At 70.1% G+C, this 25,904-nt stretch carries 25 protein-coding genes and 4 tRNA genes; 20 read left to right on the forward strand and 9 right to left on the reverse strand.

Features of this window, described 5'->3' with window-relative positions; all coding sequences use genetic code 11:
* Window positions 1-21: 21 nt before the first annotated feature.
* The 17 genes from AB0M76_RS00190 (at window position 22) to AB0M76_RS00270 (ending at window position 18,463) form a co-directional block, all read left to right on the forward strand.
* Window positions 22-1,239, forward strand: coding sequence for a MinD/ParA family protein (locus tag AB0M76_RS00190; RefSeq protein ID WP_365950759.1), 1,218 nt, complete (start codon window positions 22-24; stop codon window positions 1,237-1,239).
* Complete coding sequence (gene eccCa, locus AB0M76_RS00195) at window positions 1,239-5,213, forward strand: type VII secretion protein EccCa (RefSeq protein WP_365950760.1); 3,975 nt, start codon at window positions 1,239-1,241, stop codon at window positions 5,211-5,213. The genes AB0M76_RS00190 and eccCa overlap by 1 nt, the downstream gene beginning before the upstream one ends.
* Window positions 5,214-5,240: 27 nt before the next feature.
* Window positions 5,241-6,659 carry a DUF6177 family protein gene (locus AB0M76_RS00200; RefSeq protein WP_365950762.1) on the forward strand — a complete coding sequence of 473 codons (1,419 nt, stop codon included), beginning with the start codon at window positions 5,241-5,243 and terminating at the stop codon, window positions 6,657-6,659.
* 115 nt (window positions 6,660-6,774) lie between these two features.
* Complete coding sequence (locus AB0M76_RS00205) at window positions 6,775-7,107, forward strand: hypothetical protein (protein WP_365950763.1); 333 nt, start codon at window positions 6,775-6,777, stop codon at window positions 7,105-7,107.
* A gap of 54 nt (window positions 7,108-7,161) precedes the next feature.
* Complete coding sequence (locus AB0M76_RS00210) at window positions 7,162-7,473, forward strand: pore-forming ESAT-6 family protein (RefSeq protein ID WP_365951360.1); 312 nt, start codon at window positions 7,162-7,164, stop codon at window positions 7,471-7,473.
* A 71-nt stretch (window positions 7,474-7,544) separates the two neighbouring features.
* Window positions 7,545-7,994: a DUF6507 family protein gene (locus tag AB0M76_RS00215; RefSeq protein ID WP_365950764.1), complete on the forward strand. Its 450-nt coding sequence runs from the start codon at window positions 7,545-7,547 to the stop codon at window positions 7,992-7,994.
* Window positions 7,991-10,519 (forward strand): hypothetical protein, encoded by a 2,529-nt coding sequence (locus tag AB0M76_RS00220; protein ID WP_365950765.1) that lies wholly within the window; start codon window positions 7,991-7,993, stop codon window positions 10,517-10,519. Before AB0M76_RS00215 ends, AB0M76_RS00220 begins: the two co-directional genes overlap by 4 nt.
* Window positions 10,520-10,542: 23 nt before the next feature.
* Window positions 10,543-10,998 (forward strand): hypothetical protein, encoded by a 456-nt coding sequence (locus tag AB0M76_RS00225; protein WP_365950766.1) that lies wholly within the window; start codon window positions 10,543-10,545, stop codon window positions 10,996-10,998.
* 191 nt (window positions 10,999-11,189) lie between these two features.
* A complete protein-coding gene (locus AB0M76_RS00230; protein WP_365950767.1) occupies window positions 11,190-11,333 on the forward strand; it encodes a hypothetical protein in 144 nt (47 codons plus the stop codon).
* Between the two features lie 261 nt (window positions 11,334-11,594).
* On the forward strand, window positions 11,595-12,461 hold the full coding sequence (locus tag AB0M76_RS00235; protein WP_365950768.1) for an immunity 49 family protein: 867 nt from the start codon (window positions 11,595-11,597) through the stop codon (window positions 12,459-12,461).
* Between the two features lie 249 nt (window positions 12,462-12,710).
* On the forward strand, window positions 12,711-12,875 hold the full coding sequence (locus tag AB0M76_RS00240; protein WP_365950769.1) for a hypothetical protein: 165 nt from the start codon (window positions 12,711-12,713) through the stop codon (window positions 12,873-12,875).
* 63 nt (window positions 12,876-12,938) lie between these two features.
* The gene (locus AB0M76_RS00245) at window positions 12,939-13,325 is read left to right on the forward strand and encodes an immunity 49 family protein (RefSeq protein WP_365950770.1); all 387 of its coding nucleotides are present in this window, start codon (window positions 12,939-12,941) and stop codon (window positions 13,323-13,325) included.
* Between the two features lie 505 nt (window positions 13,326-13,830).
* Window positions 13,831-14,118, forward strand: coding sequence for a hypothetical protein (locus AB0M76_RS00250; RefSeq protein ID WP_365950771.1), 288 nt, complete (start codon window positions 13,831-13,833; stop codon window positions 14,116-14,118).
* A 158-nt stretch (window positions 14,119-14,276) separates the two neighbouring features.
* Window positions 14,277-14,921, forward strand: coding sequence for a hypothetical protein (locus AB0M76_RS00255; protein WP_365950772.1), 645 nt, complete (start codon window positions 14,277-14,279; stop codon window positions 14,919-14,921).
* A gap of 595 nt (window positions 14,922-15,516) precedes the next feature.
* The gene (locus AB0M76_RS00260; protein ID WP_365950773.1) at window positions 15,517-16,011 is read left to right on the forward strand and encodes a hypothetical protein; all 495 of its coding nucleotides are present in this window, start codon (window positions 15,517-15,519) and stop codon (window positions 16,009-16,011) included.
* A 57-nt stretch (window positions 16,012-16,068) separates the two neighbouring features.
* Window positions 16,069-16,362, forward strand: coding sequence for a transposase (locus AB0M76_RS00265; protein ID WP_365950774.1), 294 nt, complete (start codon window positions 16,069-16,071; stop codon window positions 16,360-16,362).
* Between the two features lie 67 nt (window positions 16,363-16,429).
* Window positions 16,430-18,463 carry an immunity 49 family protein gene (locus AB0M76_RS00270; RefSeq protein WP_365950775.1) on the forward strand — a complete coding sequence of 678 codons (2,034 nt, stop codon included), beginning with the start codon at window positions 16,430-16,432 and terminating at the stop codon, window positions 18,461-18,463.
* 170 nt (window positions 18,464-18,633) lie between these two features.
* On the opposite strand, the gene AB0M76_RS00275 is transcribed toward AB0M76_RS00270, so the two are convergent.
* The 6 genes from AB0M76_RS00275 to AB0M76_RS00300 form a co-directional block, all read right to left on the reverse strand.
* Window positions 18,634-18,706, reverse strand: a tRNA-Lys gene (locus AB0M76_RS00275).
* Window positions 18,707-18,863: 157 nt separating this feature from the next.
* Window positions 18,864-21,185 (reverse strand): DEAD/DEAH box helicase, encoded by a 2,322-nt coding sequence (locus AB0M76_RS00280; RefSeq protein WP_365950776.1) that lies wholly within the window; start codon window positions 21,183-21,185, stop codon window positions 18,864-18,866.
* Between the two features lie 277 nt (window positions 21,186-21,462).
* Window positions 21,463-21,975, reverse strand: a complete 513-nt coding sequence (locus tag AB0M76_RS00285; RefSeq protein WP_365950777.1) for a hypothetical protein — start codon at window positions 21,973-21,975, stop codon at window positions 21,463-21,465.
* 215 nt (window positions 21,976-22,190) lie between these two features.
* Window positions 22,191-22,565 (reverse strand): CrcB family protein, encoded by a 375-nt coding sequence (locus tag AB0M76_RS00290; protein ID WP_266665892.1) that lies wholly within the window; start codon window positions 22,563-22,565, stop codon window positions 22,191-22,193.
* Window positions 22,562-23,071, reverse strand: coding sequence for a CrcB family protein (locus AB0M76_RS00295; RefSeq protein ID WP_365950778.1), 510 nt, complete (start codon window positions 23,069-23,071; stop codon window positions 22,562-22,564). The genes AB0M76_RS00290 and AB0M76_RS00295 overlap by 4 nt, the downstream gene beginning before the upstream one ends.
* Window positions 23,068-23,418 carry a metallopeptidase family protein gene (locus AB0M76_RS00300; RefSeq protein ID WP_030160118.1) on the reverse strand — a complete coding sequence of 117 codons (351 nt, stop codon included), beginning with the start codon at window positions 23,416-23,418 and terminating at the stop codon, window positions 23,068-23,070. The genes AB0M76_RS00295 and AB0M76_RS00300 overlap by 4 nt, the downstream gene beginning before the upstream one ends.
* A gap of 127 nt (window positions 23,419-23,545) precedes the next feature.
* On the opposite strand from AB0M76_RS00300, the gene AB0M76_RS00305 reads away from it, so the two are divergent.
* The 3 genes from AB0M76_RS00305 to AB0M76_RS00315 all read left to right on the forward strand — a co-directional run bounded on the left by AB0M76_RS00305 (window position 23,546) and on the right by AB0M76_RS00315 (window position 23,830).
* A tRNA-Glu gene (locus AB0M76_RS00305) sits at window positions 23,546-23,618 on the forward strand.
* Between the two features lie 39 nt (window positions 23,619-23,657).
* Window positions 23,658-23,731: transfer RNA gene (locus AB0M76_RS00310), tRNA-Asp, on the forward strand.
* 22 nt (window positions 23,732-23,753) lie between these two features.
* Window positions 23,754-23,830: transfer RNA gene (locus tag AB0M76_RS00315), tRNA-Phe, on the forward strand.
* 36 nt (window positions 23,831-23,866) lie between these two features.
* Here AB0M76_RS00315 and AB0M76_RS00320 read toward each other — a convergent pair.
* Genes AB0M76_RS00320 through AB0M76_RS00330 form a run of 3 tightly spaced genes read right to left on the reverse strand, consistent with a single transcriptional unit; the run spans window position 23,867 to window position 25,696 of the window.
* Window positions 23,867-24,712 (reverse strand): cytochrome c biogenesis CcdA family protein, encoded by an 846-nt coding sequence (locus AB0M76_RS00320; protein ID WP_365950779.1) that lies wholly within the window; start codon window positions 24,710-24,712, stop codon window positions 23,867-23,869.
* Window positions 24,709-25,482, reverse strand: a complete 774-nt coding sequence (locus tag AB0M76_RS00325; protein ID WP_365950781.1) for a thioredoxin domain-containing protein — start codon at window positions 25,480-25,482, stop codon at window positions 24,709-24,711. Before AB0M76_RS00325 ends, AB0M76_RS00320 begins: the two co-directional genes overlap by 4 nt.
* A 55-nt stretch (window positions 25,483-25,537) precedes the next feature.
* Window positions 25,538-25,696, reverse strand: a complete 159-nt coding sequence (locus AB0M76_RS00330) for a hypothetical protein (protein WP_365950783.1) — start codon at window positions 25,694-25,696, stop codon at window positions 25,538-25,540.
* Window positions 25,697-25,904 lie beyond the last annotated feature (208 nt).

Raw genomic sequence — 25,904 nt, forward strand, 5'->3', positions numbered from 1 at the left:
GAGGGGCAGGGGCAGAGGGACATGCCGAACGGAGACAACTGGCAGGGCGATGTCCTGCGCGACCTCAGGGGCGGCGCCGAGCCGCCCGCGGGGGACGCAGCCGTACCCGCCGGCCAGGCTCCGGCCCAGGCCTTCCCGCCGCCCGGCGGCGAGGTCCCGGTGCACGCCGCGGGCCCCGGCGGGCAGCCACAGGGCGCAGCCGTACCCGCCGGGCAGGCGGCAGGATCCGCCCCCGGGTATCCGTACGAGGGCCAGGTCCCGCCGCAGCACTCCGGCGGCGGGCAGCCCGCGCGGCATCCGCAGGCCGCCGTCCGGACGACCCCCGACTCCCGGCCGGCGGTCGACCGGAGCCTGGCCGCTGTGGGTCGTAAGCCCCGCAGTGGCGAGCCGTTCGCCGCCCGCGCCGGCCGCGCACTGTGGCGAATCGTTTCCTCATCCGCGTCCCGCGAGGTCGCCGAGGCCACCCGCACCGCGGAAATGCTCCAGCAGCCCGTGACGACCGGCCGCCAGATCGCCGTCACCTCCATCCGGGGCGGCGCCGGCAAGTCGACCGTCGCGGCCCTGCTCGGCACCACGTACGCGCACTACCGCCAGGACCCCGTCCTCTTCGTCGAGGCCGACCCGGCCCTCGGCTCGCTGCCCGTCCGGCTCGGCGCCGAAGGCCTGCGCTGGACCACCGGTGACGTCGCGGACATCGTCGCGCCACAGATGTCGCTGCTCGACGTCACCGGCTACCTCGTCCAGCTCCGCGACAACGCCTGGCTGCTGCCCGGCAGCCAGGGCCAGATCGGCGCCATGCTCGACACCCGCGCGTACGAGCGGGCCATGGTCGCGCTGCGCCGCTACTTCGGTGTGACGGTCGTCGACTGCGAGACGCTGCCCGCCGAGGTCGCCCGGGTAGCGCTCTCCGCCGCCCAGGCCCGCGTGCTGACCACTCCCGCCACCCTCGACGGTGTCGCCAGCACCTTCGCGGTCCTCCAGTGGATGCAGACCCTGCCCGCGCACGTGATCGGCGGCACGGTCGTCGTCCTCACCGAGCAGGCTCCGCACTCGGGAATCGACCTCGACGAGGCGGTGCGCACGCTCCGGTCCACCGGGACGAGCGTCCACGTCCTGCCGTACGACCGTCATCTGGCGGACGGCGGCACCATCCGGACCGGCCTGCTCGCCCACGCGACGAGGATGGCCGCCACCCGGATCGCCGCGGACGTCTTCCAGCTCTCCCAGAAGCGCCACTGATGAGTACCCGACTGATCCACCGACCGGCCAGAACCATCAGGCCCCCCGCCGCCCCCGAGGCCCGCCTCATCGAGGCCCCGCCCAACCTCCCCGAGGGCAAGACGGGCAACATCGCGATGTCCCTGCTGCCGGTGGCCGGCGTGATGTCGTCCGTCGTGATGATGACCGTCGTCCGCAACAGCCAGTTCGCCGCACTGGGCGCGCTGATCCTCGTCGTCACCGTCATCGGCTCCCTCGGGCTCGTCCTCTCGCAGCGCGGCAAGGCCCAGCGCACCCGTCGTGTCCAGCGGGAGGCCTACCTCGCCTATCTGGAGGACCTGCGCGAGGAGCTCGCCGCCGAGGAGCGCGAGCGGGCCCAGCACGCGGACGTGCTCAACCCCCCTCCGTACGCGCTCTACGACATCGTCCGCGACCCGGCCCGGCTGTGGGAGCGGCGCCGCATCGACGCCGACTTCCTGCGGGTGCGCGTCGGCACCGGCGAAATGCCCGTACGGGATCTCAAGATCGGCCAGCAGGGCTCCTCCGTGCTGACCCCGCCGGACCGCTTCATGCTCAACGAGGCGTCGGCTCTGACCGCCCGCTTCCGTACCGGCACCGAACTCCCGCTCACCGTGCCGCTCGACCGCATCGGCAACATCAGCGTCGTCGGACCGCGCGAGGACTGCCTGCGGGTCGCCCGCGCCCTGCTCGTGCAGACCGCGGCCATGCACGCGCCCGACGACGTGGCCATCGCTCTCGCCGTGCCGGGCGAGCGGCTCGCCGACTGGGAGTGGGCGAAGTGGATGCCGCACCTGCTCGACACCGAGCAGCTCGACGGGCCCGTCGCCGCCCGGCGCATCGCCCCGTCCCCGGAGCAGCTCGCCCGCAGGCTCGGCCCCGAACTGCGCCGCCGCGCCTCCTACGCGGCTGAGGTGCGCCGCGGCCTGTCCGGCAAGGACGCCCTGGCCATGACGTCACGCCTGCTCGTCGTCGCCGACGGGCACGGCGAGGACGCCGTCGAACTGCCGCGCCCCGACGATGCGGTCGGCCTGCGCGAGATGGGCGTCACCGTCCTGCACCTCCTCGAGCAGCGGATCCAGGAGCCCGGCCACGTCGGTGTACGGATCACCGTCGACGGCGCGCAGGTCCTCATCGAGGACCTGCGCGAGACCGAGCCGATCAGCGCCCACGGCACCGTCGACGAGGCCGGCATCCCGTTCGCCGAAGGCCTGGCCCGGATGCTCGCCCCGCTGCGGCTGTCCGCCGAGTCCCTCATCGACGCCCCGCTGTCCGGGCCGGTCGACTTCGCGGACCTGCTCCGCATCGACGACGTGGCCCGGCTCGACCTTCAGCGCCTGTGGGCTCCGCGCGGCGAACGTGCGTACCTGCGCGTCCCGATCGGCATCAGCGACTCCCGCGAGCCGGTCCTGCTCGACCTGAAGGAGTCCTCCGAGCTCGGGATGGGCCCGCACGGCCTGTGCGTCGGCGCCACCGGCTCCGGCAAGTCGGAGCTCCTGCGCACCCTCGTACTCGCCCTGGTGGCGACGCATCCGCCGGAGGACCTGGCCCTCGTCCTCGTCGACTACAAGGGCGGTGCGACCTTCGCGCCGTTCGCGGACCTGCCGCACGTCGCCGGTGTCATCACCAACCTGGAGAACCAGGCCGGTCTCGTCGAACGCGTCCACGCCTCCCTCGCGGGCGAGGTCAAGCGGCGCCAGCAGGTCCTCAAGGACGCGGGCAACGTCGCCGACATCGGTGACTACGCGGCGCTGCGCGCCGACCGGCGGCCCGACCTGGAGCCGCTGCCGCATCTGTTCGTCGTCATCGACGAGTTCGGCGAGCTCCTCACCGCCAAGCCCGACTTCATCGACCTGTTCCTGTCGATCGGGCGGATCGGCCGCTCCATCGGCGTGCACCTGCTGCTGTCCAGCCAGCGCATCGAGGGCGGCAAGCTCAAGGGCCTGGACACGTACCTCTCCTACCGGCTGGGTCTGCGCACCTTCTCCGCCGACGAGTCCCGTACCGTCCTGGACACCTCGGACGCCTTCCACCTGCCGCCGCTTCCCGGCTTCGGCTTCCTCAAGGTCGACACGAGCCACTACGAACGATTCAAGGCGAGCTACGTCTCCGGCGCCTACCGCGGCCCGGTCCAGCGCGCCGACGACGAGGACAGCGGACCGCTCGCCCTGGAGTACGAGGCCTTCAACACCCTGTCCAAGCCGGACGGCCAGACCCCTCAGGAGACGGCCGCACGGCGCCGCGAGACCGGGCCGACCGAGCTGGGCGTCATCGTCGGGCAGCTGGAGCACGCCGCGCCGCCGGTCCGCCGGATCTGGCTGCCGCCGCTGCCCGATGCGATCCCGCTCGACGCCGTCGCCGGCCCGCTCGACGTCGGACCGCGCGGAATGCAGCTGGCCAAGCGGCGCGGCCGGCTGACGGTGCCGCTGGGCCTGCTCGACGACCCCACGAAGCAGTGGCAGGGCGAGTGGTACCTCGACCTCACCGTGGCAGGCGGCCACGCCGCCGTCATCGGCGGACCGCAGTCGGGCAAGACGACCCTGCTCCGCACCCTGGTCCTCTCGCTCGCCCTGACCCACACCCCTCAAGAAGTCGGCGTCTACGGTCTCGACCTGGTCGGCGGCGGCCTGCAGGCCCTGGCCGGGCTTCCGCACGTCGGCGGCATCGCCGGCCGTGCGGACCGCGAGCGCGCGGCCCGCACCGTGGAAGAAGTACGGAACATGCTCGCCGCCCGCGAGGAGCTGTTCCGCGACCACGGCATCGACTCCGTCGAGCAGCTGCGCACCCTGCACGCGGCGGGCAGGCTGCCCCAGCTGGCGTCCGCCGAGATCGTCCTCGTGATCGACGGCTTCGGCGCGCTGCGCGACGACTTCGAGGAACTCGACGACGCCGTCGTCGACATCCTCAAGCGCGGCAGCGGATACGGCATCCACGTCGTCGCGGCCATGCTCCGCTGGAACGACGTCCGCATCGCCACCCAGTCGAACTTCGGCACCCGGGTCGAGCTGCGCCTCAACGACCCCGGCGAGTCCAGCATCGAGCGCAAGCTCGCCGAGACCCTCTCGCCCGACGAGCCGGGCCGCGTCCTGACCGACGGCAAGCTCTTCGCACAGGTCGCCCTGCCCCGTACGGACGGGCTGGCCGACACCTCCGAGCTCGGCGCCGTCCTGGAGCGCACCGCCCGAACGGTGCGCGCCACCTGGAGCGGGGAGAGCGCCCAGCCGGTCCGGGTGCTGCCGCACGTCCTGGAGCCGCACCTGCTGCCCGGGCCGGTCGCCGAGCCCCGGCGGGTGCCGATCGGCCTGGACCAGACGGCTCTGGCGCCCGTCATGCTCGACCTGTTCGCCCATGACCAGCACCTCCTGGTCATGGGCGACAGCGAGTGCGGCAAGACGAACCTGCTGAAGACGATCGCCGGCGGCCTCATCGAGAGGTACCGCGAGGACGAGCTGGTCTTCGCGATCATGGATCCCAGGCGCAGCCTGCGCGGTGTGGTGCCGGAGGAGTTCAACGGCGGCTACGCCTACAACACCAAGATGTGCGCCGGGCTGGCCGCGGGCATCGCCACCGAGCTGGAACGCCGGCTGCCCGACGACAGCGCCTCGCTGGAGGACCTGGAGCCCGGAAGCTGGGGAGGCGGCCCGCGGATCGTGGTCCTCGTCGACGACTACGACGTGCTCACCACGGCCGGGCAGTCGCCGCTCGCCGCGTTCGTTCCGTACATCCCGTCGGCGGTCGACATCGGCCTGCACTTCGTCCTGACCCGCCGCGTCGCCGGTGCCTCGCGCGGCATGTACGAGCCCTTGGTGCAGGGCCTGCGCGAGTCGGGGGCCTCGGCGGTGGTGATGGCGGGGGACCGCGGCGAGGGCCAGCTGTTCCCCGGTGTGTACGCCTCCCAGCAGCCGGCCGGGCGTGGCGTGCTGATCCGCCGGGGGCAGTCGAACCGCCTGATCCAGACCGTGCACACTCCCGAATGACGACACCGTGAAGGACCGTACGACCACATGACCAAGGACGTCATAGCCCTCACCCAGCGGATGCCCGAGGCCTGGGCCGTGATCGTGGGCCTGCTCTCCGGGGGGCCCGACAAGCTGGTGAACGCGACGGGCGAGGGGGCGGTCGTACAGCTCTGCGACGAGCAGGGCCGCCCGCTGGTCTCGGTCGAGGCGCCGCTGCTGATCCAGGTCGCCGGCGAGGCCGAGCGGCTGCTGGGGGCCACCGCGCCGCCGGTCCCCTTCTGGTGGACCGAGGCCCGTGCCACCACCGGTGTCCCCGAGGCCGAACGGCTCGCGGGGACCTTCGCGGCCCGTCTCGCGTCGCTGTCCGGCGGGACCGCCTGGCCGCCGGAGGCCACGCGCTCGCTGGGTGTGGTGGAGACGGACGGGGTCAGCGTCGCGCCCACCCCCGCCGCAGCGCAGCCCGCCGTCGACGTGCTGACCGACAAGGTCGCCGTCGTCATCATGGACCGCCCGGTCGTCGCCATGACGGCCTGGCTCTCCGACGCCTTCCGGGCCGCCGCCGCGGCCGAACGCGGGCTGCAGATCGTCACCCCGCCCGGTACGAGGCTCTCCCCGGCGGTGCTCGGCGCCATGCCGGGCTGGCCCTCGCGGTGGATCGTCCAGGACGAGCAGGACGGCTATTACGACGGCCTGTCCGGCGCGGTGCTGCGGTGGCAGGAGGGCATGTTCGCCACGGTGGTGCCCGCGGACGCCACCGAAGAAGACCCGCGCACCCCGGTGGCGGCCTCGTACCGGCAGGTCGTGAACACGGGCGAGCGGCAGCTGGCCGTCACCTTCCGTACGGTCCACCCGGCGGACGACCGGCTGGTCCTCGGCGGCGCTCTGGAGACGGTGTGGCGCGAACTGACCGGCGAGCCGCCGGCGGGATGGGGAACGGCCGAACCGGCCAACCTGCCCTGGTCGCCGGGCCGCCTGACCGATGTGGCCTTCGCGCGGGCCCCCGAGCCGACGTGGTTCGTGGTGGTCGGCAGCCCGGAGCTCCCCGGTCTGGCCACGGTGCGGATCAGCCGTACGAAGGCAGGGGTCGAGGAGACCGTGACGCTGGCCTTCGGCTACGGCGCGGACGAGGACCCGCCGCTGGACCGCATCCAGAGGACCGCCGAGGCGCTCGTCACCCGCCACCGCCTTCAGTCGATGCTCGTACAACTCCGCAAGGCGAGCCGCGGTCTGACGGTCCCTCCGCGTTTCGAGGGGCCGGGAGTGCCGCTGGCGTTCGTGCTCGGCGCGGAGGAGGTACGGGCGATGCCGGACGACCGCGCGCGGAGGACGCCGCTGTCCGAGCCGCCCGTCGCACTGGGGCCGAAGGCCCGTCCCGCGTACTACTACCCGCTGCCCGGGGACCCGTCGGACCTGTCGGGATGGGCCGACTTCGAGCGGCTGATGCGCCACTTGAAGGGCGCGTAAGGGGACCAGCCGATGTCATGTCTTCGTCACAGCTTGCCGGTTGCGCGTTGCACCAGCGACGCAACTTGATAGAAACAGGCATACTTTTGGTCGTTCGAGTGTGCGGGGGAGCGGGATGAAGTTCGACATGGGGGCGCAGGTTCTGACGAGCCTGATGTCCAAGTCGCGTAATTCGAGTACGGACCTGGGGACGCTGATCCAGCAGCTGATCAACGCAGCGCAGCCGCTCGAAGGCAAGTTCAACGGTCAGGGCAAGGTCGCCTTCGACTCGTTCAAGGACCGGGCGGACGGCATCACCAAGGAGCTGAACGCCTCGCTGTCCGCCATCCTCGGCGGCCAGTCGGGGATGGAGCGGGCCTTCGCCTCGGGCGACCAGGAGCACGGCGAGAACGCGAAGACACAGATGGCATCCGCAAACTTCGATGCCGCGCGCTTCCGGGGCCGCTGACGCGTACTGCAGGGCCAGTTCAGGATTTTCGAACTCACGGGGAGCGTGATGATGATGGCCGGTGGCCAGGACCGCCGTTCGTACGACTTGGGTGCGTCGACCGAGGCGCAGGGCAACATCAAGGTCGTGATCGACCAGCTGGAGCAGGTCATCGCCGCGCGTGACGCGCACGTGGCCGCGGCCATGACGAACTTCGAGGCGGACGGTGTCGCGGACGAGTACCACGGCAAGGAACTGCGCTGGAAGAACGCCTCTGAAGAGGTGAAGAACATTATCCGTCTGCTGCAGTCGACGATGGCGAAGAACGACGGCACGGCGCGGCAGACGCTGGCGCGCGCCAAGACCGCGGTCAACAACATCGGCTGAACAGACGGCGGAACGGGCGGCTGAGCTGAACAGCCGCCGACGTAGGACATCGGGGCACACGGGGGACGCTGATGACCGGGTGGGACATCAAGCCGCAGGGCGTACAAGGACAGTTGACGACGGTCGGCGGTAACGCCGGCGAGCTGGAGACGGCGTTGAACGCCCTGATCTCCGCCATGTCGCAGGCGGCCCAGGCCGCGGGGACAGCCGTGCCCGGCTCGGCATCGGGAATGACTCCGCAGGGCCCCTTGGCCCCCGGCGCGGCCCCGGCCCCCGGCCAGGCCTTCATGGCGTCGCCCAAGGCCATGGGCCCCGTGGCAGCCGCTCTGGGGCTGTACATACACGAGCGCCAGACGGAACTGACGTCGATGGCGAATCGGATCGAGGCCTGCATGCTGGGCGCGGCCACGGCGACGAACGAGTACCTCGAAGGAGACCTGGAGCACGCCAAGGCGGCCCAGGACGCCGCCAGGGCCGTCAACCTGCAGGCTCTGCGCGAACAGCCGGGAGGCCCGAAGTGAGCGGGAAGTCGCCGGTCGACCCGGCGGAGGTGCCCGTCTTCACGGGCGACCTGGGGGAGCTGGACAAGCAGGTGAAGGCGATCTCGTCGGGCGGGGCCACGGTCTCGACCAAGGCGAGCGACGTCCACACCAGCTTCGGCGGTCTCCAGGCCTTCTACCAGGCACCTGAGGCGGACCAGCTCTTCGCGACGACCAAGCCCGTCCAGGACCTGGGGCTGAAGCTCAGCTCGGACATGTGCACGATCGCGGGGGCGCTGGGTACCTACGCGCGTGACGCCGAGCCGTTGGTGAACCGGCTGAACACGCTGAAGATTGAAGCAGAATCGTTTCGCTCGAGGGTGTCGCACGACGAGAAGTGGTTCGAGGACGGCGATCTGACCGACCAGAACCTCGAACGCCGCAATGCGATCGCCGAGGTATGGGCCCACTTCCAGGACGTCGAGAGTGCCTGTTACGGCAAGATCGCCGCTCTCGTCGGCAAGCCGGGCCTGAAGAAGGACGACGGGTCCCACGGCGAGGGCATGTACGGCTACGACGCCGAGGCCCTCAAGCAGTCCAAGTCCCTGCCGTGGGGCGACGCGGTGGAGGAGTCCGTTCCCGCCTGGCAGGTGTGGGAACACGCCTGGGACTTCGGCAAGGGCTTCGTCGTCGACGGCATAGGCGGCACCCTCGCGGGGCTCGGCGGCCTGGTCGGCCTTGACGGCTGGGACACGTTCAAGGCCTCTTGGACGGGACTGGCCAAACTCAGCACCGCTACGGCGATCACCTCGATCCCGGGTGTGGGTCCCCTCTTCTTCGCCGTCCCGGACGACAAGATGCCGTCTTGGCTGCGTGAATCCCGCACGGCGATGAAGGAGACCGGCAAGGCGCTGCTGGCCTGGGACCAGTGGGGCTCGAACCCTTCCCGCGCGGCCGGTGCGGTCACCTTCAACGTGGTCACCACGGTCTGCACGGGCGGCACCGGCGGTGCGGTGTCCGGCGCGGGCAAGGCGGGCGCGGTCGCCAAGGCCCTGTCGTTCGCCGGCAAGGTGGGCAGGGCCGTCGACCCGATGACCTACGTCTTCAAGGGCGCGGGCGCCGGCGTGTCGAAGATCGGCGACGTGATGGCCGGCCTGAGGGGCACGGGCAAGTTCGAAACCCCGAAGATCAACGTGGACGGCGCGACAGCCCTGCCGGAAGGCACGGTCCACCTCCCGGACGGCTCGATCCACCTCCCGGCCGGCTCCGCCGTCCCCGACGGCGCGATCAAGCTCCCGGACGGCAACATCAAGCTCCCCGAGGGCACCACCACCCTCCCACCGGGCACGGTCAAGCTCCCGGTCGACGGCCCGCCCCAGTACATGGACCCGAAGTACAACATCTACAACCACAAGGGCGAGATCACCCAGCACGCGGCAGACGTCCCGAAGGGCAAGCCTGCCGCGGGCGCGGACGTCCCGCGCGTCGACGCCCCGAAGGTGGACTCCCCGGCGACGGCCAAGATCCCGGAACGCGAGCTGGCCGGCGCCGTCGCCCGCGGCGGCGACGGCATCCGCCTGGGCAGCGACACATCCAACCCGGCCCACGCCGCCGACCACACCCCGGGCCCCCACCCGGACACCACCCCGGGCGGCCACGCGCCGGACCACACCCCGGGCGGCACCGCGGGCCACGGCCCCACCAACGACCTCAACGCCCCCCGAGGCGGCCACCCCGACGGCCCGCCCCCCGGCGGCACCCACCCGGACACCCCCTCCACGGCAGGCCACCCGGACACCCCGTCCACCGGCCCCCACGGCGACGGCCCCGGCACGGGCGGCGGCCACCCGGACACTCCGCTCCCCGGCGGCGGCCACCCGGAGCCTCCGGGCGCGGGCGGTCTTGATGACACCGCCCACGGTGGCGACGACGCCACCCGCCCGGCAGCCGAACGAGAGGGGGCCGATCACGACCCGAGTGGCCCCCACGAGGCTCATGATCCCCTTGGCGAACAGAGCAGCCCGTCGGCCGGCGACCCCCATCAGCAAGGCAACTCGCACCACGGCAGCGAACAGCCGCGAGGTGAGCTTATGCCGGGCACGGCGGAACGCACTCTGCGTGAGATGCGAGCCATGCGCCACGGGCGGGCACGGTACAAAGGCGCCGAAGACTATCTTCGAGAGATGATGGGCGGGGCACCAGAGCAGCACTATCCCGTGCCTATGCATGACCACCCCTACCACCCCGTGGACACGCCGGGTGGGCGCCACGTCGACGTCCCTGTTCACATGTCGGACGGCCGGACTCTGGGCGTGGAAGTCAAGCACTATCTCGAGTGGCGAACGATTACGCTCAAGGATGGTTCGACCCGCGCCGTGCGCGGGGAAGTCCCGCTCAGCGAAGGCATCAAGCAACAGATCAACAAGGATCTGACGCTGCGCCGCGCGGATCCGAAATTCGATCCGCGTTGGGTCTTCTTGCACGCACCGCCGTCAGAAGCCTTGAGGAACTACCTCACCCAAGCTCGCATTATTTTCGTCGAGTACGGGCCCGCGCCCAAGAAGTAGAAGACCAACGGAAGGTTCAAGGAGTGACAAAGGCAAGCGAACCGGATCTCCAGGGATGGATCGAAGAAGGGCGCCGGAACATCATTGACGTGGCGGACATGATCGGGGTGGCGCCCGAGGTTTACAGCCGCGACCCGCTGAGTCTCGTTCCTGCCCTCCAGGACTATGTCTCGCGGGCCCCGCTGGGTGATTTCGAGCAGTCGGACTGGATCACGCTGCACAGTGATCTGCTGTCCTACATCGCCGATTACCTGATTCAGAAGCACGGAGCGCAGTGGAAGGTTGCGCATGACGCCGGCACGCCCCGCGGATACCGCTTCGTGATCGAGGCGACGGGACGGGATGGCGTCACTCGCCGGATCGACCCCGCCGACGTCGTCAGGAAGGAATTCTCGAGCCTCCCGATCGAGATCACCCGAATGCTGGCCAGTGCGGAACTCACGCTGCGTTTGGCTTCGCAGGTCGACGACGAAGAATAACCCGTCACTTCACGCCCGGCGCCACGGAAGAGGTATGGGCTGAGTATCTCGGGGGCAATCTCGCTCAGGACATCGACGGGCTGGAGGAATACCCTCATTCCCTCCCCACGGTCTTCAACGATGCGCTCCTGCACCTCGGCGCGCGCTGCACCGAGGACCCGCGGGCGGCGAAGCTGGAGACCTGGGAAGCCGTGGTCAACACGCTCCAGCTGGGGTCGGCCGTGTTCGCCACCGTGAGCGCGGCCAAGGGAACCGTAGAAAGCAGGATCAACCGCGAGACGCGCACGCTGCCCGCCGAAGGCCCGACAAGCTACGCCGACCTGGGTACTGGCTGACCACGTTCTGGCTCGGCATGGTCTGCCGCGACCAGCAGCTGACCGAATTCGCGCAAGTCCCGCTCAGCCGCATCGCATCCACGCTCCGTTGGCGATGGCATGCCTGACGCATGCCAACGGCATTCCGATCGAGTCGAGTGCGGCTATCTGCCGAACTTCGCCTGGCGGCACGATCGCCCCGCCGACACCTCCCCTCCCCGGCCGACCCGTCCGTCTTCGTTACTCGCAACTCGTCCGGCGGGTTTCCTACGTAAGGCACATATGACCACCGTTGTCCCCCGTCACGCGTTCCGTACCGACAATGCGACTGAAGCCATGGCTCCGATCGTCGCGACTGCCGGGGATGCACTGGCAGGCCTCGAGGAATCGGCGTTCGACCGCTACGACGCGCTGGTGCTCACGCTGGCCGTCGCGAAGTGGCACTGTCTCGCCGACCCCGTCGCGGACCGGTTCACGACGTGGGAATCGTGGATCCTCGCCATGCAAACCGGTTCCGCACTGTTCGCCGCAGGCCAGGTCACAGAAGGCACTGTCACCTGCCGGATTGGGGTCAACGGGGATGAAAGGCAGCTGCCAGCAACGGGGCCGCAGGAGTACCTGCACGCCGCGAACTGGCTCACCTCCTTCTACTTGGCTGCCATCTGCCGTGAAAACGGCCGTGTAAACCAGCTCGCACATATTCCACTCTCCTTCCTGCGTGCTTCTGGTGCGGAATTCGACGAGTACATCTACCCGTGGATCGAGACGATCCAGAACCACTGGTTCGGCCGCCAGGAGACCTGGGACACTCTGGTCCGCGCCGTCGATGGCACAGACCCGGCGAACGTGCAGATTGCCGGCAGGGAACTGATGCTGAAGATTCTCTATCCGCCGATCAACCTCTTCTACCGCTATCTGACGCGTGACAACACCCTATTCAACGAAGCCCTGGTCGAGGCGCTCAGCTGGCACAAGGAGTACTGGACAGCGAACGAGGCCCGCGCGAGGAGCGGTGAGGGCTTGGTCGCGCTCGGGCCACTCGCAATCGCCTGCATGGCTCGTGACGCCGGCATGCCGATCGAGGTCGAGTCCGAGTACCTGCCCAAGGAGCTCCTGGAATTCGGCTGGGCCGGCGAAGTGGACGCCTGACCGCAGGTCCATTCGACCCTCGGCGTGAAAGAGGAGGAGTACGGCAACGCGTATCCCGCGCCACGACTTCCGTACGGACAATACGGCGGAGGCCATGGCGGCGGTCGTCGCGGCCGCCCGGGAAGCAGGATGAATTCGCCGGGCGGCTGAGCGCACAGGTGGCACGCCGCATCGACCGCATCGCAGTGTCGGCGAACGGGATCGACTTCGCGTTCAGCAACGTCTGTCCTCGCCCTCCAGGCCCCTTGCGTGGCCGACCCGGAAGCCGATGCGCTTGAGACGTGGCAAGCCACGGTCAACGCGATGCAGCTGGGCTCGGCGTTGTTCGCCGTGACCGGCACGAGCGAAGGGACCGTGGAGTGCTTCATCAACGGAAAGATGCGGACGATCAAGGCGATCGGCCCTCATCCGTAGGCCGATGCGGGCAACTGGCTGCTCGCGTTCTGGCTGGCCGTCATCTGCCGTGAGCAGCGGCGGATGACCGAGCTGTGTGAAATACCGCTGGAACGGCTGCGTTCGCCAGACGACGATTACGAGGAGTTCTACTACCACTGGGTGGACGTCCGGCAGACGTACTGGCTCCGGCGGCCGGGCTTGGTGGACAAGCTCATCGCCGCGATCGAGACGTCGAACCCTGAGGTCGCGCACAGCGTTCCGCGCGATCTGCTCCAGAGGCTGCTGTATCCGCCGATCAACCTCTTCTGCAACTTCGTGCGCAAGAACGAGGAAGGCTTCGGCCCCGCCCTGGCGGAGGCGCTGGCGCTGTCACTGTCGACTCGGGTGGCAGCCATTCAGGGACAGGCGCGACGGGCGGCACCGGCGGTACTTCTCCGGCGGACCCACCGCTCGACCCACAGGTCGTGAACGACCGGATCAAGGAGCTGGACGACCGACAGGGCGGCGAGGGGCACGCACCAGGCCGTCACCTTTACCCGGACGACACCGCACTGCGCGACCGGCTGGGAACTGTACTTACAGATCCCGGCCTCTTGAAGTCCGAGAACAAACATCGACCCCTTGACGGGCACCACGGTCGACTGTGTACACGGAGGTGTCCACCGGGTCGGACCATACGCGACGAGGTTTGACGATGCCGAAGACTTGGTGAGCGCGGATAGGTATTTCCGTGACGAGATCGCGCGTACTGGTGAGCCACCTCTCGAAACTTCCACCGAACAGGTTCTCGGGGCCGGCACAGAGGGAAGGTTCAGCGGCTACTATCGCGACCCTACCGATCCCAATACGTTCAAGTCGGTTGATTTCACTAGCGGTACAATCAAGCCGGTATACAAGCTCCATGACGGGAAATGGGAACTGCACACCATGTTCGCCAACCCCGCACCTGGCCGGCACCCCTAGAGAGTATCCAATGGACAAGAAGTTTGAGGGATTCCTCACTACGTACCTCGATACCGAGCAGGCATACGACACGAGCGGCTACCTGCGACCTGCCTTGATGGCATTCAACGAGTCGTACGTGCAGGTGATCCGTGACGGTTTCAATAAAATTCTCCAGGATCCTGATTTTGGTCCAGCGGAATACGAACGTCTGACGAACATTGAATTCCCGGACAGTGATTCCCTACGCCAATATCTCAGGGACATGTATTCGTACCTGTTCGAGGATGCTCCCACCCAGCCCGCGCCGCCGGAATAGAAGAGGCTCTTGACGCTCCAGCGGGTGGGCGAGATCCCGACGTTTCTTGATGCGCGTAGCGCATCCAGGCAGCGATCGACGGCATCAGGGCGGTTGTTGAGGGGAACGGCTGGGAGAACGACGTCCAATGCCGCCAAGCGATAAGGAAGTTCGAGGCCATGCTGATGCGCGCGCCGAGAGAGTGCGGCTCGTGGTTCTGGGACCTGGACAACGTGGTGGAGCCCGGTCTGGAGTCCGCGCTCAGGACCGCGGGGCGCATGGGTGCGGTGCTCCAGAAGCACGCTTTGCTGGAGCCGGACACGCTTGAGTGGAACTGGTTCCAGGTCGGAAAGCGCGGCCTCGGTATCCATAGCCGCCTGGACCTTGTCAGGCGTTCGCTCGACGATCCGGCACTGCCCGATGACCTCCGCGCCTGTCGGCCGACCGGTCATCCGCAGGCGGAGATGGGCGGAATCCTGGTGCTGGGATCCGGCGCGTGGTTCGACGCGAGCGGAACGCGCCACAAGGAGTACCGTCTGGTCGAACTCATGGTGTCACCCGACGAGATCGGTCCTTCGGCCGAACTGTCCGTGTACCACGACGTATGGGGTCTGTGTGATTTCCGGGGCGAGCCCCACCCGGCCATCCATGCCGGCAACGCGCCGCCGCTCGCGTCAGCCCTGCAGGAGCTCGATCAAGTGCTCGGAGTCGAGGCGGAGCCCGGCGAGCCGACGTACTACGGTCGAGCAGAGGGCCACGGGCTGAAGGCTCCCGACGTCATCGACGGGCGGGGACCGGACCTCACCGATACGGTATTTGGGTAGATACCCCCGGCTGCGATCAAGGCCCCGGAGCCCGATCTGGCCGGCGTCGGCGGCCGCGGCGGCATCCGCCTGGGCAGCGACACATCCAACCCGGCTCACGCCGCCGACCACACCCCCGGCGGCACGGCGGGCCACGGACCCACCAACGACCTCAACGCCCCCCGAGGCGGCCACCCCGACGGCCCGCCCCCGGGCGGCACCCACCCGGACACCCCGTCCACAGGCGGCGGCCACGGCGATGGACCCGACTCCGCGGGTCGGACCGATGGTCCCTCGGGTGCCAGTCACGGCGACGGGCCCTCCGGGGGAGGTCATGCCCCAGAGGCAGGTTCGCACCCGGGGAACCCGAGCTCGGATGCTCTCGGCGATGCTGCACGTGAAGGCCGCACCGCTGCAGACGCTGCACGTGTCGAGGAGGCCATGCAACGGGCCGTGACACGCCCCGAATTCATGCTGGACGGTCCGAATCCATACGGCTCACGCGGTCCGCTCAGCCTCTGGGCAGTGTGGTTGGGGCGGACGGCAGTGTTCCGTCGGGTCTGTGTCAGAGAACGAAGCGGAGGGTGTGGCCTCCCCCTCTCTTTACTCTCGAGACATGAACGTGTTTGACGGCGGTGACGGCCGGTACCTGGAGATGACCAACGGCGGCACGGCGGTGTTCGTGGACGTGCTGATGCTCGCCGTGTCCGCGCTGGCCCACAAGCCGTGGGACTTCCGCTTCGCCGCCCTGCTGACGCTCCAGGACCAGAACGTGATGGGGCGTGGGGTGGTCGGCTTCGGCCTGGCGGAGCTCGACTGGGGGGACACGCCGCAGGAGCGAGCCACGGCCAAGGACTTCCTGCTGCGCGTCCTCGATCTGGCGCTGTCCCGTCACCGGTGGGAGGAACTGACGTACGAGCCGCCACGGGCCGAGGGGTACCTGGGCACGTACCGAGCAATGGTGGAGGAGTTCGACCCTGCGACCGCGAGGGCCGGCACGGGCGTCCTGCCCGGGCCGCAGGAGGCCGCGATGGCCTCCTGCGTACGCCACCGGGTGCTGGACGCGCTGCCGTTCTGGCAGGCGTGCGTGTTCTGCACGGCCGGGGTCTGAGGGTCTACGTCCCGCGGTCTGCCGTCAAAGTGATCTTGGATTGCGGATCATGGAGTGGTGATATGCCGCCATGAACTGTCCGATGCTGAGTGGGAACTCATCCAGCCGTTGCTGCCTCGGCCCGTGCTGGGGCGGCCCCGGCTGGACGACCGGATGGTCCTCAACGGGATCGTATGGAAGTTCCGCTCAGGGGTCGCCTGGCGGGACGTGCCTGAGCGATACGGCTCCTGGGCCAGCCTCCAGACCCGCTTCCGCCGCTGGGCAGCGAACGGCACGTTCGAACGGATGCTCCAAGCCGCCCAGGCCAACGCGGACGCGGCGGGCGAAGCCTGTCCAACATCGACGAGGTGACGGCAGCCCTCCTGCAGGAGTTGCGATCGAAGGGAATTGCAAAGTGACCGACCGGGCATCATCCGCCATGCTGGAGCGCCTGCGCGCGGTGGAATGGACGGGTGACTGGGACGACGCCGTCGCCCACGTCATATCTCGTCGTGTGTTGATGCGTGAGTATCTCCGGCGGGCGGGCATGTGGGCGCAGGCGTACTCGGCCGAGAGCGCGTGGCCCTTCTTTGACGTTACCGACTACGTTGACCCGAAATTCACGCTTCCCCCGGAAATCGCAACGGAGCTCCAGGAATTCCTGGGTCAGGCGACCGGAGGCGACTCCATCAAGCGCACCTGTGCGGGCGCGGTCCGCATGGCTGGGCTCAGTGCGCAGGATCCGTTGGCCGGCGGGGACCTGCCCGACCTCTACGAGCCCCTCGTCCTGTTCTACGAGCGGGGCGGCGAATTCCTCTCTGACAACGCCGGTTTCCTCGACCTGACCGGTGTGCTGCTACGCCCCGGAACTCTCCAGGGCCACCTGGGCACCCCGCACCTGAGCTCCCTCGAGGGCGCGATGCTCGACGCGTTGGACGCGGCGGGGCGCATCACGTATTACATGGCTGCCGACCGGCGGGGCCCGCTACTGCGGCAGCGCGTCGTACGCGGTGACCAGAGCAACGAGGCGTTCAGCCGGGACAGCCTGCACTGGGTTCCGACGGGCGCTCTTCCCGCAGCCGCGGAGAAGGCCGCGGATTTCGGCCTGGTCTGGCTGGATGAGATGGAGGCTGCGGACTTCATCGCGACGGCCCTGGCCGCACGCCGCACCTGGCCTGTAGTGCGCCCGCCCATGCGGCTCGAGAAGCGGTTTACGGGATATCCGCCGATTTCAGGTGTGACCAAGGCAAGCGAGCCGGATCTCCAGGGATGGATCGAGGAGGGGCGCCGGAACATCGTTGAGGTGGCGGACATGCTCGGGGTGGCGCCTGAGATCTACAGCCGTGACCCGCTGAGTCTCATTCCTGCATTCGCACAAGTCCCGCTCAGCCGCATCGCATCCACGCTCCGTTGGCGATGGCATGCCTGGCGAGGGCGAACGGCATTCCGATCGGGGTCGAGTCCGGCCATCTGCTGGGCTTCGCCTGGCGAGGCGGTCGCCCCGCCGACACCTCCCCGACCGACCCTCCGTCCGTCCCTCCGTCCGTCCCTCCGTCCGTCTTCGATACTCGCAACCCGGCCGGCGAGTTCCCCACGTAAGGCACACATGACCATCCCTGTCCCCCGTCACGCATTCCGTACCGACAATGCGGCCGAAGCCATGGCTCCGATCGTCGCGAGCGCCGAGGATGCACTGGCAGGCCTCGAGGAATCGGCGTTCGACCGCTACGACGCACTGATGCTCACGCTGGCCGTCGCGAAGTGGCGTTGCGTGCAGGACCCCGCCTCGGGCGAGCTCGAAACATGGGAGTCCTGGGTCCTGGCCATGCAGGTGGGCTCGGCCCTCTTCGCCGCAGGCACCGCGCAGGAGGGCCCGGTCCCGCTGCGGGTCGGGACCCTGGACGAAGTGCGCCGGCTCCCCGCCACCGGCCCGCAGGACTACCTGCATGCAGGGAACTGGCTCACTGCCTTCTACTTGGCGGTAATCTGCCGCGAGAACGACCGGCTGAAACAGCTGGCACAGATCCCGGTGGAGTTCCTGCGGGCCTCCGGGGCGGAGTTCGACGAGTACGTCTACGCCTGGATCGAGACGCTCCAGAACTTCTGGTCCGGCCGCCCCGAGACGTGGGACACCCTCGTGACCGCAGTCCAGGGCACCGCCCCCGAGCAGGCCCGGATCGCCAGCTCCGAGTTGATGCTGAAGGTCCTCTATCCGCCGCTGGAGCTGTTCCAGCTCTACCTGCGCCGCGAGGAGCAGGCCTTCACCGATTCCCTGGCGCAGGCGCTGTCCTGGCACAAGGAGTACTGGACGGCCGACGAGGCCCGCTCGCTGAGCGGTGAAGGCCTCGTCGCCCTGGCCCCCCTCGCCATCGCGTGCATGGCGTACGACGCGGACATGGCGCTACGGGTCGAGTCCGACTACCTGCCCAAGCACCTGATCAAGCGGTCCTGGGTGGGCGAGTTCACGACGTGACGGTGACGCAGGTCGGCTCCCCCATGTTCGTCGCGGCGCCCCGAGACTGCAGGCAGCTGCTGTACGGCTGTGGTCGCGCGAGGGGCGAAACGACTGAGCGCCCCGCCCGGCCGAAACCAGAGGGGCGCTCAGTGGCAGGTCAGAGGGTGTTCCCCCTGGCCTCGGAGCGGTAGGCCATGTCGGACTCGAACCGACAACCAACGGATTAAAAGTCCGCTGCTCTGCCAATTGAGCTAATGGCCCTCACGTGCTCACCCCAGAGCATAGCCGCAGACCAACGGTCAGCCGATCGAGTATCGGCTGACCGGGCCCGGCGCGGCTCACAAAACGCAGAACAGGGCCCCCACGACGGTGTCGTGGGGGCCCTGTCAGGCCGTCAGCTCAGAGCCGGTGGCCGGTGTCAGCCGTTGCGCTTCCAGCGGGGCTTGTCGTCGCGGCGGCCGCCGAAGGAGCCGGTCGAGCCGGAGCCGGAACCGGAGCCGGAGGGGCGGTGGTCGTCGCGGCGGAAGCCGCCGGACGGGCGGTCGCCGCCACCGGAGCGGAAGCCACCGGACGGGCGGTCGTCGCGGCGGAAGCCGCCACGGTCGCCACCGCGGTCGTCACGGTTGAAGCTGCCCGACGGACGGTCGTCACGGTTGAAGCCGCCCGACGGACGGTCGTCGCGGCGGAAGCCGCCGGACGGGCGGTCGATGCCGCCGGAGCGGAAGCCACCGGAGGGACGGTCGTCACGGCGGAAGCCGCCACGGTCGCCACCGCGGTCGTCGCGGTTGAAGCCGCCCGACGGACGGTCGTCGCGACGGAAGCCGCCACCACGGTTGTCGTCACGACGGTCGCCACCGGAGCGGAAGCCACCGGACGGGCGGTCGCCGCCGCGGAAGCCGCCACGGTCGCCACCGCGGTCGTCACGGTTGAAGCCACCCGACGGACGGTCGTCGCGACGGAAGCCGCCACCACGGTTGTCGTCACGACGGTCGCCACCGGAGCGGAAGCCACCGGACGGGCGATCGCCGCCGCGGAAGCCGCCACGGTCACCACCGCGGTCGCCACCGCGGTCGTCGCGGCGGTTGTCGCGACGCTCGTAGTTGCCGCGGTCGTCACGGGCCTGGAAGGCAGGGCGCTCTTCGGCGGCCGGCGTGGCCGCGACGGCTGCCGCAACCTCGGCCTCGGCGGCCTCGGCCACCTCGGCGACAGCGGCCTCCGGGTCCTCGCCGCGCTCACGCGCGGAGCGGGCGACCAGGCGGTCGGCCTCCTCGCGCAGCTCGCCGGCACGGCGGGTCAGGCGCTCGAGCTGCTTGGTGAGGTCGGCGACCTCGCGCTCGGCCTGCTTGGCGGCGTTGTTCGCGGAGTCGGCCTGGACCTCGGTCAGCGAACGCGCACCGGTGATCTCGGCGACCTCCGGGTCGAAGGCGCCGGCGCCCTGGACGATGTGGCGCGAGGCGTCGACGCCCGCGTCCTCCATCAGGCGGAAGATCTGGCGGCGCTGGTGCGGCAGGGCCAGGGAGACCACGACGCCCGACTTGCCGGCTCGGGCCGTACGGCCCGAGCGGTGCAGGTAGTCCTTGTGGTCGCCGGCCGGGTCCACGTTCAGGACCAGGTCGATGCCGTCGACGTGGATGCCGCGGGCGGCGACGTCGGTCGCGACGAGCGCGTTGACGTAGCCGTCCTTGAAGTCCGCGAGGACGCGGGTACGGGCACCCTGCGTCATGCCGCCGTGCAGCGCGTCGGCCTTCACGCCGGCCTCGACGAGCTGCTCGGCGATGCGGTCGGCGCCCAGCTGGGTGCGGACGAAGATGATGGTGCGGCCCTTGCGGGCGGCGATGGCGGCCGTGACCGGCGCCTTGTCCTTCGGCTTCACGACGAGGACGTGGTGCGTCATGGTCGTGACGTTGCCCTGCGCGCTGTCGACCTCGTGCGTGACGGGGTTGGACAGGTAGCGCTTGACCAGGGTGCCGATCTCGTTCTCCATGGTGGCGGAGAAGAGCATGCGCTGGCCGCCGCCGGGGATCTGGTCGAGCAGCTCGGTGACCTCGGGCAGGAAGCCCAGGTCGGCCATCTGGTCGGCCTCGTCGAGGACGGCGATCTTGACGTTCTCGAGGGAGCAGGCGCCACGGTTGATGATGTCGCGCAGACGGCCCGGGGTGGCGACGAGGACGTCGACGCCACGCTCGAGGGCGTAGATCTGGTTGCTCATCGAGGTACCGCCGCAGACGACCTTCATCTTCAGGCCGAGCACGTCGCCGTAGGGCTGGAGGGCGTCCGCGACCTGCATCGCGAGCTCACGCGTCGGCGTGAGGATGATGGCGCGGGGCTTCTTCTTCTCGGTGTGACCGCCGGCCAGCGAGGCCAGGGTCGGCAGACCGAAGGAGAGGGTCTTGCCGGAGCCGGTGCGGCCGCGGCCGAGGATGTCCTTGCCGGCCAGGGCGTCCGGGATGGTCGCGGCCTGGATCGGGAAGGGGGCGGTGACACCGTTCTGCGCGAGCTTGCGCACGATGCCCTCGGGCAGACCGAGGTCGCCGAAGGTGATGGTGGGCTCGGCGTCGGCGTCGTCCGCCTCGGCGTCGATGGACTGGTCGGTCGTCACGTCGGCCTCAAGAGCCTCGATGATCTCGTCCGCCTCAGCGGCCTCGATCGCCTCGGTGACCACAAGGGCCTCGACGGCGTCGACGATCTCGTTCGAGTCGTTCTCGGGCATGACGGCACGGTCAGAACTGGAAATGGACATGCGAAATGCGAAACCTTCCGGAGTCTCGGCACGCGCCCAAACTCCGTGAATCGCAAATCGACCGCCTCAATGCGGTCAGCCACGGCTAGGGAGAGTACGCGCCACACGGCGCTCTTCGGATTCGGCGCCGGGCAATGGGATCAAACGATCTATAACCATACGCACCCTCCCCCGGGTCTGGCAAGTCGCTCCGGCCCGACCCGCCCTGACCTGCGACGATCCCGCCGATCCAGGGGCCCGGCGTAGGCCCGCGACCCCTCCCGGGTCCGCCCCGCGGCTACGCGGAGGGCGAGGCGCTGGGCTCCGGCGCGGGTGGCGTCGGGGCGGGCGGAGTGGGCGAAGTCACGGGCGGCTCCGGGCTCGGAGGCTGGACGGGAGGTGTGACGTGCGTCCCACCGGAGCCACCACTTCCGGATCCGCCCGAGGTCGGCTGCTGCGGACCCTGACCGCCTGCGCCGCCGCCCGGACCGGCCGACGGCGAGGGGGCTCCGGGCCGGCCGGCGGGCGCGCCCGGGCTGGGGGAGGCCCCGGTGGCACCGGACGCCTTGCCGTCCTCGGCCGGCTTGCCCTGCTCGCCCGCCGCGCCGGACTTCGAGCCGCGGCCGTTGCCGTGGACCCCCGACCCCTTGCCGGAAACGGAACCTCCGGCCGCCTCGGCGGCCGCCTTGCGGTCCGCCGACGAAGAGGGCCCGGGCTTCGCGCCGTCCTCGCCGACACTCATGCAGCCCGCCGTGGCCGCGACCGCGAGCGCGGAGACGGCCAGTCGGAGGGAAGCGGACAACTGGCGCACGGGGCACCTCCTGGGGGTCCCCCCGGCAGTGGCCGGGGGAGGGCGGTCAGGGTCCGCGGTGAGCGGGTCAATGTGCCCAACTCCCTTTGCCCCGTAAGAGACACGCCCCTGGGGACACCGCCTGTCCGCAATTCCGCCGCCCCGCCGGGCGCACACCGGCACGTCCGGCACGTCCGGCACATCCGGCACATCCGACGCGGTGAGGACCGGCCGGCTCAGGCGAACAACTGCCGTGCCACCTGCGACCCCAGCGTCACCGCGCCCAGCCCCGCCAGCACCGAGGCCGCCACGTTCGCCGCGGCCAGGAACCGCCAGCCGCGCTCGTACAGCCGCAGCGTCTCGTACGAAAACGTCGAGTACGTGCTCAGCGCCCCGCACAGCCCGGTCCCCAGCAGCAGGTTGAGCCGCGCCGAGGCCGCACCGGCCAGCACCGCCCCCGTCAGCAGCCCGAGCACCAGGCAGGCGCCCGCGTTCACCACGAACGTCCCCCACGGGAACACCGAGTCGTGCCGCGCCTGCACCGCACGGTCCGTCAGATAGCGCAGCGGCGCCCCGACGACCGCACCCGCCACCACCAGCAGCCAGTTCACGCCCGCCCCCGCAGCGCGAGGCGGGCCGCGAGACGGGCCGCAAAACGGGTCGCCGAGGCCGCCGCCCACACCGCGCCCAGCGCCGCGACCACCGTGAGCCCGGCGTACGCCAGCGCAGTCCCGGGCTCCCCCTCCTCCAGCAGCCGCGAGAAGTCCACCGCGTACGTGGAGAAGGTGGTGAACCCACCGAGCACCCCCACCCCGACGAACGGCCGGACCAGCGGATGCGGCGCCGACCGGCCGCCCTCGCTGATCAGCACCATCAGCACCCCGATCAGCGCGCAGCCGAGCACGTTGGTCCAGAACGTCGCCCACGGGAAGCCCCCCGGCCCGGCCGGCCACAGCAGCGCCGCCCCGTACCGCGCCGAGGACCCGAGCGCGCCGCCCGCGGCGATCGCGGCGAGCACCGGGCCTGGCCGTTCGGCACGCTGCCCCGGCACATGGAGGTCGACGTCCGGATCGATCGCCTCGGCGGGGCCGACCCCGCCCGGCTGCGGGCCGGTCACCCGTAGCCCAGCGCGTGCAGCCGCTCGTCGTCGATCCCGAAGTGATGGGCGATCTCGTGCACCACGGTGACCTCCGTCTCCGCGATCACGCTCTCCCGGTCCTCACACATCCGCAACGTGGGGTTCCGGTAGATCGTGATCCGGTCCGGCAGCACCCCGGCGTACCACTCGCCGCGGTCCGTCAGCGGGGTCCCCTCGTACAGCCCGAGCAGCTCGGGATCATCCGCCGGCGGTTCGTCCTCGACGAACACCGCCACGTTGTCCATCAGCCGCGTCAGCTCCGGCGGGATGCGGTCCAGGGCCTCTGCGACGAGCTCTTCGAACTCCTCGCGCGTCATCTCCAGCACCGGGCCATTGTCCTCCGGTGGGAGCACCTCCGGCTTGCGGGGGAGAAACCGTTTTGGCGATAGCTCCCCGGATCCCATATGCTTCTCACGTCCCCGACGCGCTGCAAAGCGCCCAGGCGGGCCTTTAGCCCTCATCGTCTAGTGGCCCAGGACGCCGCCCTTTCAAGGCGGTAGCACGGGTTCGAATCCCGTTGGGGGTACGCATTACCGTGTGCAAGACTTGGTCTCGCACACTGCAAGGTCCTGTGGAGCAGTTGGTTAGCTCGCCACCCTGTCAAGGTGGAGGTCGCGGGTTCAAGTCCCGTCAGGATCGCTGAGGCCGGAAACGGTCTCGTGGCTGGGTAGCTCAGTTGGTACGAGCGATCGCCTGAAAAGCGATAGGTCGCCGGTTCGACCCCGGCCCCAGCCACCACAGGAAGGCCCCGTCCATCGGACGGGGCCTTCTGCGTTACTCCGTCCCGCTCTCGGGACCGGTACGACGACGCCACTGCGTTACGCCGACCGCCGCCGCGCCCGCCGCCACCAGCCCGAGCAGCGCCCAGTCCGGGACCGCGTCCGCAAGGAGGCGGACCCGCTGCTCCACCGCGTACGAGTCGTCCACGTCGAGCAGCCCCGGCAGCGCGCTCGCCCCGTCGTACGCGAGGAACAGCGCGCCGAGGGCGATGAAGAACAGCCCGGACAGCAGCGAGGTGGTGTGCAGCTCGAAGCGGCCCACCCGGACGGCCCGCCCGCGCAGCCAGCGCCGCCGGCCCAGGTCGAAGCGCTCCCAGAGCAGCGCCAGCAGGAACAGCGGTACGGCCATCCCCAGCGCGTACACCGCCAGCAGCAGGCCGCCGTAGACCGGGCTGCCGCTGACCGCGGCCACCGTCAGGACGCTGCCCAGGATCGGGCCGGCGCAGAACCCGGCCAGCCCGTAGACCGCGCCCAGCGCGTACACCGACAGGGCGGTGGTCGGCCGGATCCGCCCGGACAGCTCCGAGATCCGCTTCGAGGCGAAGCCCAGGCCCAGGATCTGCGCGAGCCCGAGCGCGATGATCAGCCAGCCGCCGGCCAGGACCAGCCCGTCGCGGTTGCTGTGGAAGAACCGCCCGGCGTACGAGCCGGCCGCGCCCAGCGGTACGAGGGTGCTCGCGAGGCCCGCGTAGAAGATCCCGGTACGCGCCAGCAGCCGCGAGGCGGAGTCGATCGAGTACGCGAAGAACGCGGGCAGCAGCAGCGCGCTGCACGGGCTGAGCAGCGCGAGCAGCCCGCCCAGCAGCGCGGCCAGGTACCCGATGTCGCCGACGCCGGTCACTGCGCGGCCCGGCCGTCGACCTGACCGGTGCCCTCGGCCTTGGCCTGCGCCTTGGCCTTGGCGATCGCCGCGGCGAAGGCGTCGAGCGGCTGGGCGCCCGCGATCGGCTGCCCGTTGACCAGGAAGGACGGGGTCGAGCTGACCCCGATGCGGTAGCCCTCCTCCTGGTCCTTCTGCAGGGCGGCTGCGGCGGCCTCGCCGGCCATGTCGCGCCGGAAGCGCTCCAGGTCCGGGACCCCGGCCTCGCGGGCCAGCTCCAGCAGCCGCGCCTGGCCGAAGCCCTTCTCCTTGGCGCCGTCGGCGTACGCGGCCGCATGGAACTGCGCGAACCGGTCCTGCTGCCCGGCGGCCCAGGCGGCCTTGGCGGCGGCCTCGGAGTCGGCGCCGAAGATCGGGAAGTTGCGCCACTCGATGCGCAGGGTGCCGTCCTCGACGTACTTCTTCACCAGTTCGGGTTCGGTGTCGCGGGCGAACTTGCCGCAGTAGCCGCACTTGAAGTCGGAGTACTCGATCAGCACGACGGGGGCGTCGGCCCGCCCGGCGGCGAGCTTGTCGCCGGACTCGCGCCGGGCGAGCTTCGCCAGCTCGGCGTGGACGTCGGAGCCCCGGGGCGCGGACGCCGAGGAGGAGGTCCGGGCCGGGGCGTCCTCGGGCGCGGTCGCCTGCCAGGACACGAGCCCGAGGGTGACGGCGGCGAGCGCGACCCCGGCGGAGATCAGCAGCGGCTTGCGCGCGGAAGCGGAGGAGGAAGAGGAAGGAGAAGGGGACATACGGGTGCTCCAGAGCAGCGGATGGTGGATCGGACCGGCGGGCGGGGCCGGTCCTCTACACCCGCATCACGGACAGCTCCACCGGACCCGGCGCCGGCCGGTCGGGCCCGCGTACGAGCAGCCGTACGGGCAGCGTCCGGGCCCCCCAGACCTGCTCCACCGCGGGCCGCCCCACCGGTGCATGCGCGTGCTCTCCGGCTCCGCGCGGCGCCACGCCCGGAGCCCCGCCCCGGTCCCGGATCCCGGGATCGCAGGAGGGCCCCCGGCCGGTGTCCGCCACGGCACGGGCAACGCCAGGGACCGCCGAAGCAACCGGAGCAGCCGAAACGGAAACCGGCCCCCGGACCGCACCGGAAACCGGAGCCGAAACCGGACCCGAAAGCGGAGTCGCCGGCGCGGGCACCGCGCACCCCACCAGGACC

It is taken from the genome of Streptomyces sp. NPDC051364 (assembly GCF_040682115.1).
In the GTDB taxonomy this organism is placed as follows: Bacteria; Actinomycetota; Actinomycetes; order Streptomycetales; family Streptomycetaceae; genus Streptomyces.

Excerpts from the sequence above, each read along its gene's own strand:
- AB0M76_RS00190 (WP_365950759.1), top strand. The coding sequence starts at position 22 with ATGCCGAACGGAGACAACTGGCAGGGCGATGTCCTGCGCGACCTCAGG.
- eccCa (WP_365950760.1), top strand. The coding sequence starts at position 1,239 with ATGAGTACCCGACTGATCCACCGACCGGCCAGAACCATCAGGCCCCCC.
- AB0M76_RS00200 (WP_365950762.1), top strand. The coding sequence starts at position 5,241 with ATGACCAAGGACGTCATAGCCCTCACCCAGCGGATGCCCGAGGCCTGG.
- AB0M76_RS00205 (WP_365950763.1), top strand. The coding sequence starts at position 6,775 with ATGAAGTTCGACATGGGGGCGCAGGTTCTGACGAGCCTGATGTCCAAG.
- AB0M76_RS00210 (WP_365951360.1), top strand. The coding sequence starts at position 7,162 with ATGGCCGGTGGCCAGGACCGCCGTTCGTACGACTTGGGTGCGTCGACC.
- AB0M76_RS00215 (WP_365950764.1), top strand. The coding sequence starts at position 7,545 with ATGACCGGGTGGGACATCAAGCCGCAGGGCGTACAAGGACAGTTGACG.
- AB0M76_RS00235 (WP_365950768.1), top strand. The coding sequence starts at position 11,595 with ATGACCACCGTTGTCCCCCGTCACGCGTTCCGTACCGACAATGCGACT.
- AB0M76_RS00245 (WP_365950770.1), top strand. The coding sequence starts at position 12,939 with ATGACCGAGCTGTGTGAAATACCGCTGGAACGGCTGCGTTCGCCAGAC.
- AB0M76_RS00250 (WP_365950771.1), top strand. The coding sequence starts at position 13,831 with ATGGACAAGAAGTTTGAGGGATTCCTCACTACGTACCTCGATACCGAG.
- AB0M76_RS00255 (WP_365950772.1), top strand. The coding sequence starts at position 14,277 with ATGCTGATGCGCGCGCCGAGAGAGTGCGGCTCGTGGTTCTGGGACCTG.
- AB0M76_RS00260 (WP_365950773.1), top strand. The coding sequence starts at position 15,517 with ATGAACGTGTTTGACGGCGGTGACGGCCGGTACCTGGAGATGACCAAC.
- AB0M76_RS00270 (WP_365950775.1), top strand. The coding sequence starts at position 16,430 with ATGCTGGAGCGCCTGCGCGCGGTGGAATGGACGGGTGACTGGGACGAC.
- AB0M76_RS00280 (WP_365950776.1), bottom strand. The coding sequence starts at position 21,185 with ATGTCCATTTCCAGTTCTGACCGTGCCGTCATGCCCGAGAACGACTCG.
- AB0M76_RS00325 (WP_365950781.1), bottom strand. The coding sequence starts at position 25,482 with ATGTCCCCTTCTCCTTCCTCTTCCTCCTCCGCTTCCGCGCGCAAGCCG.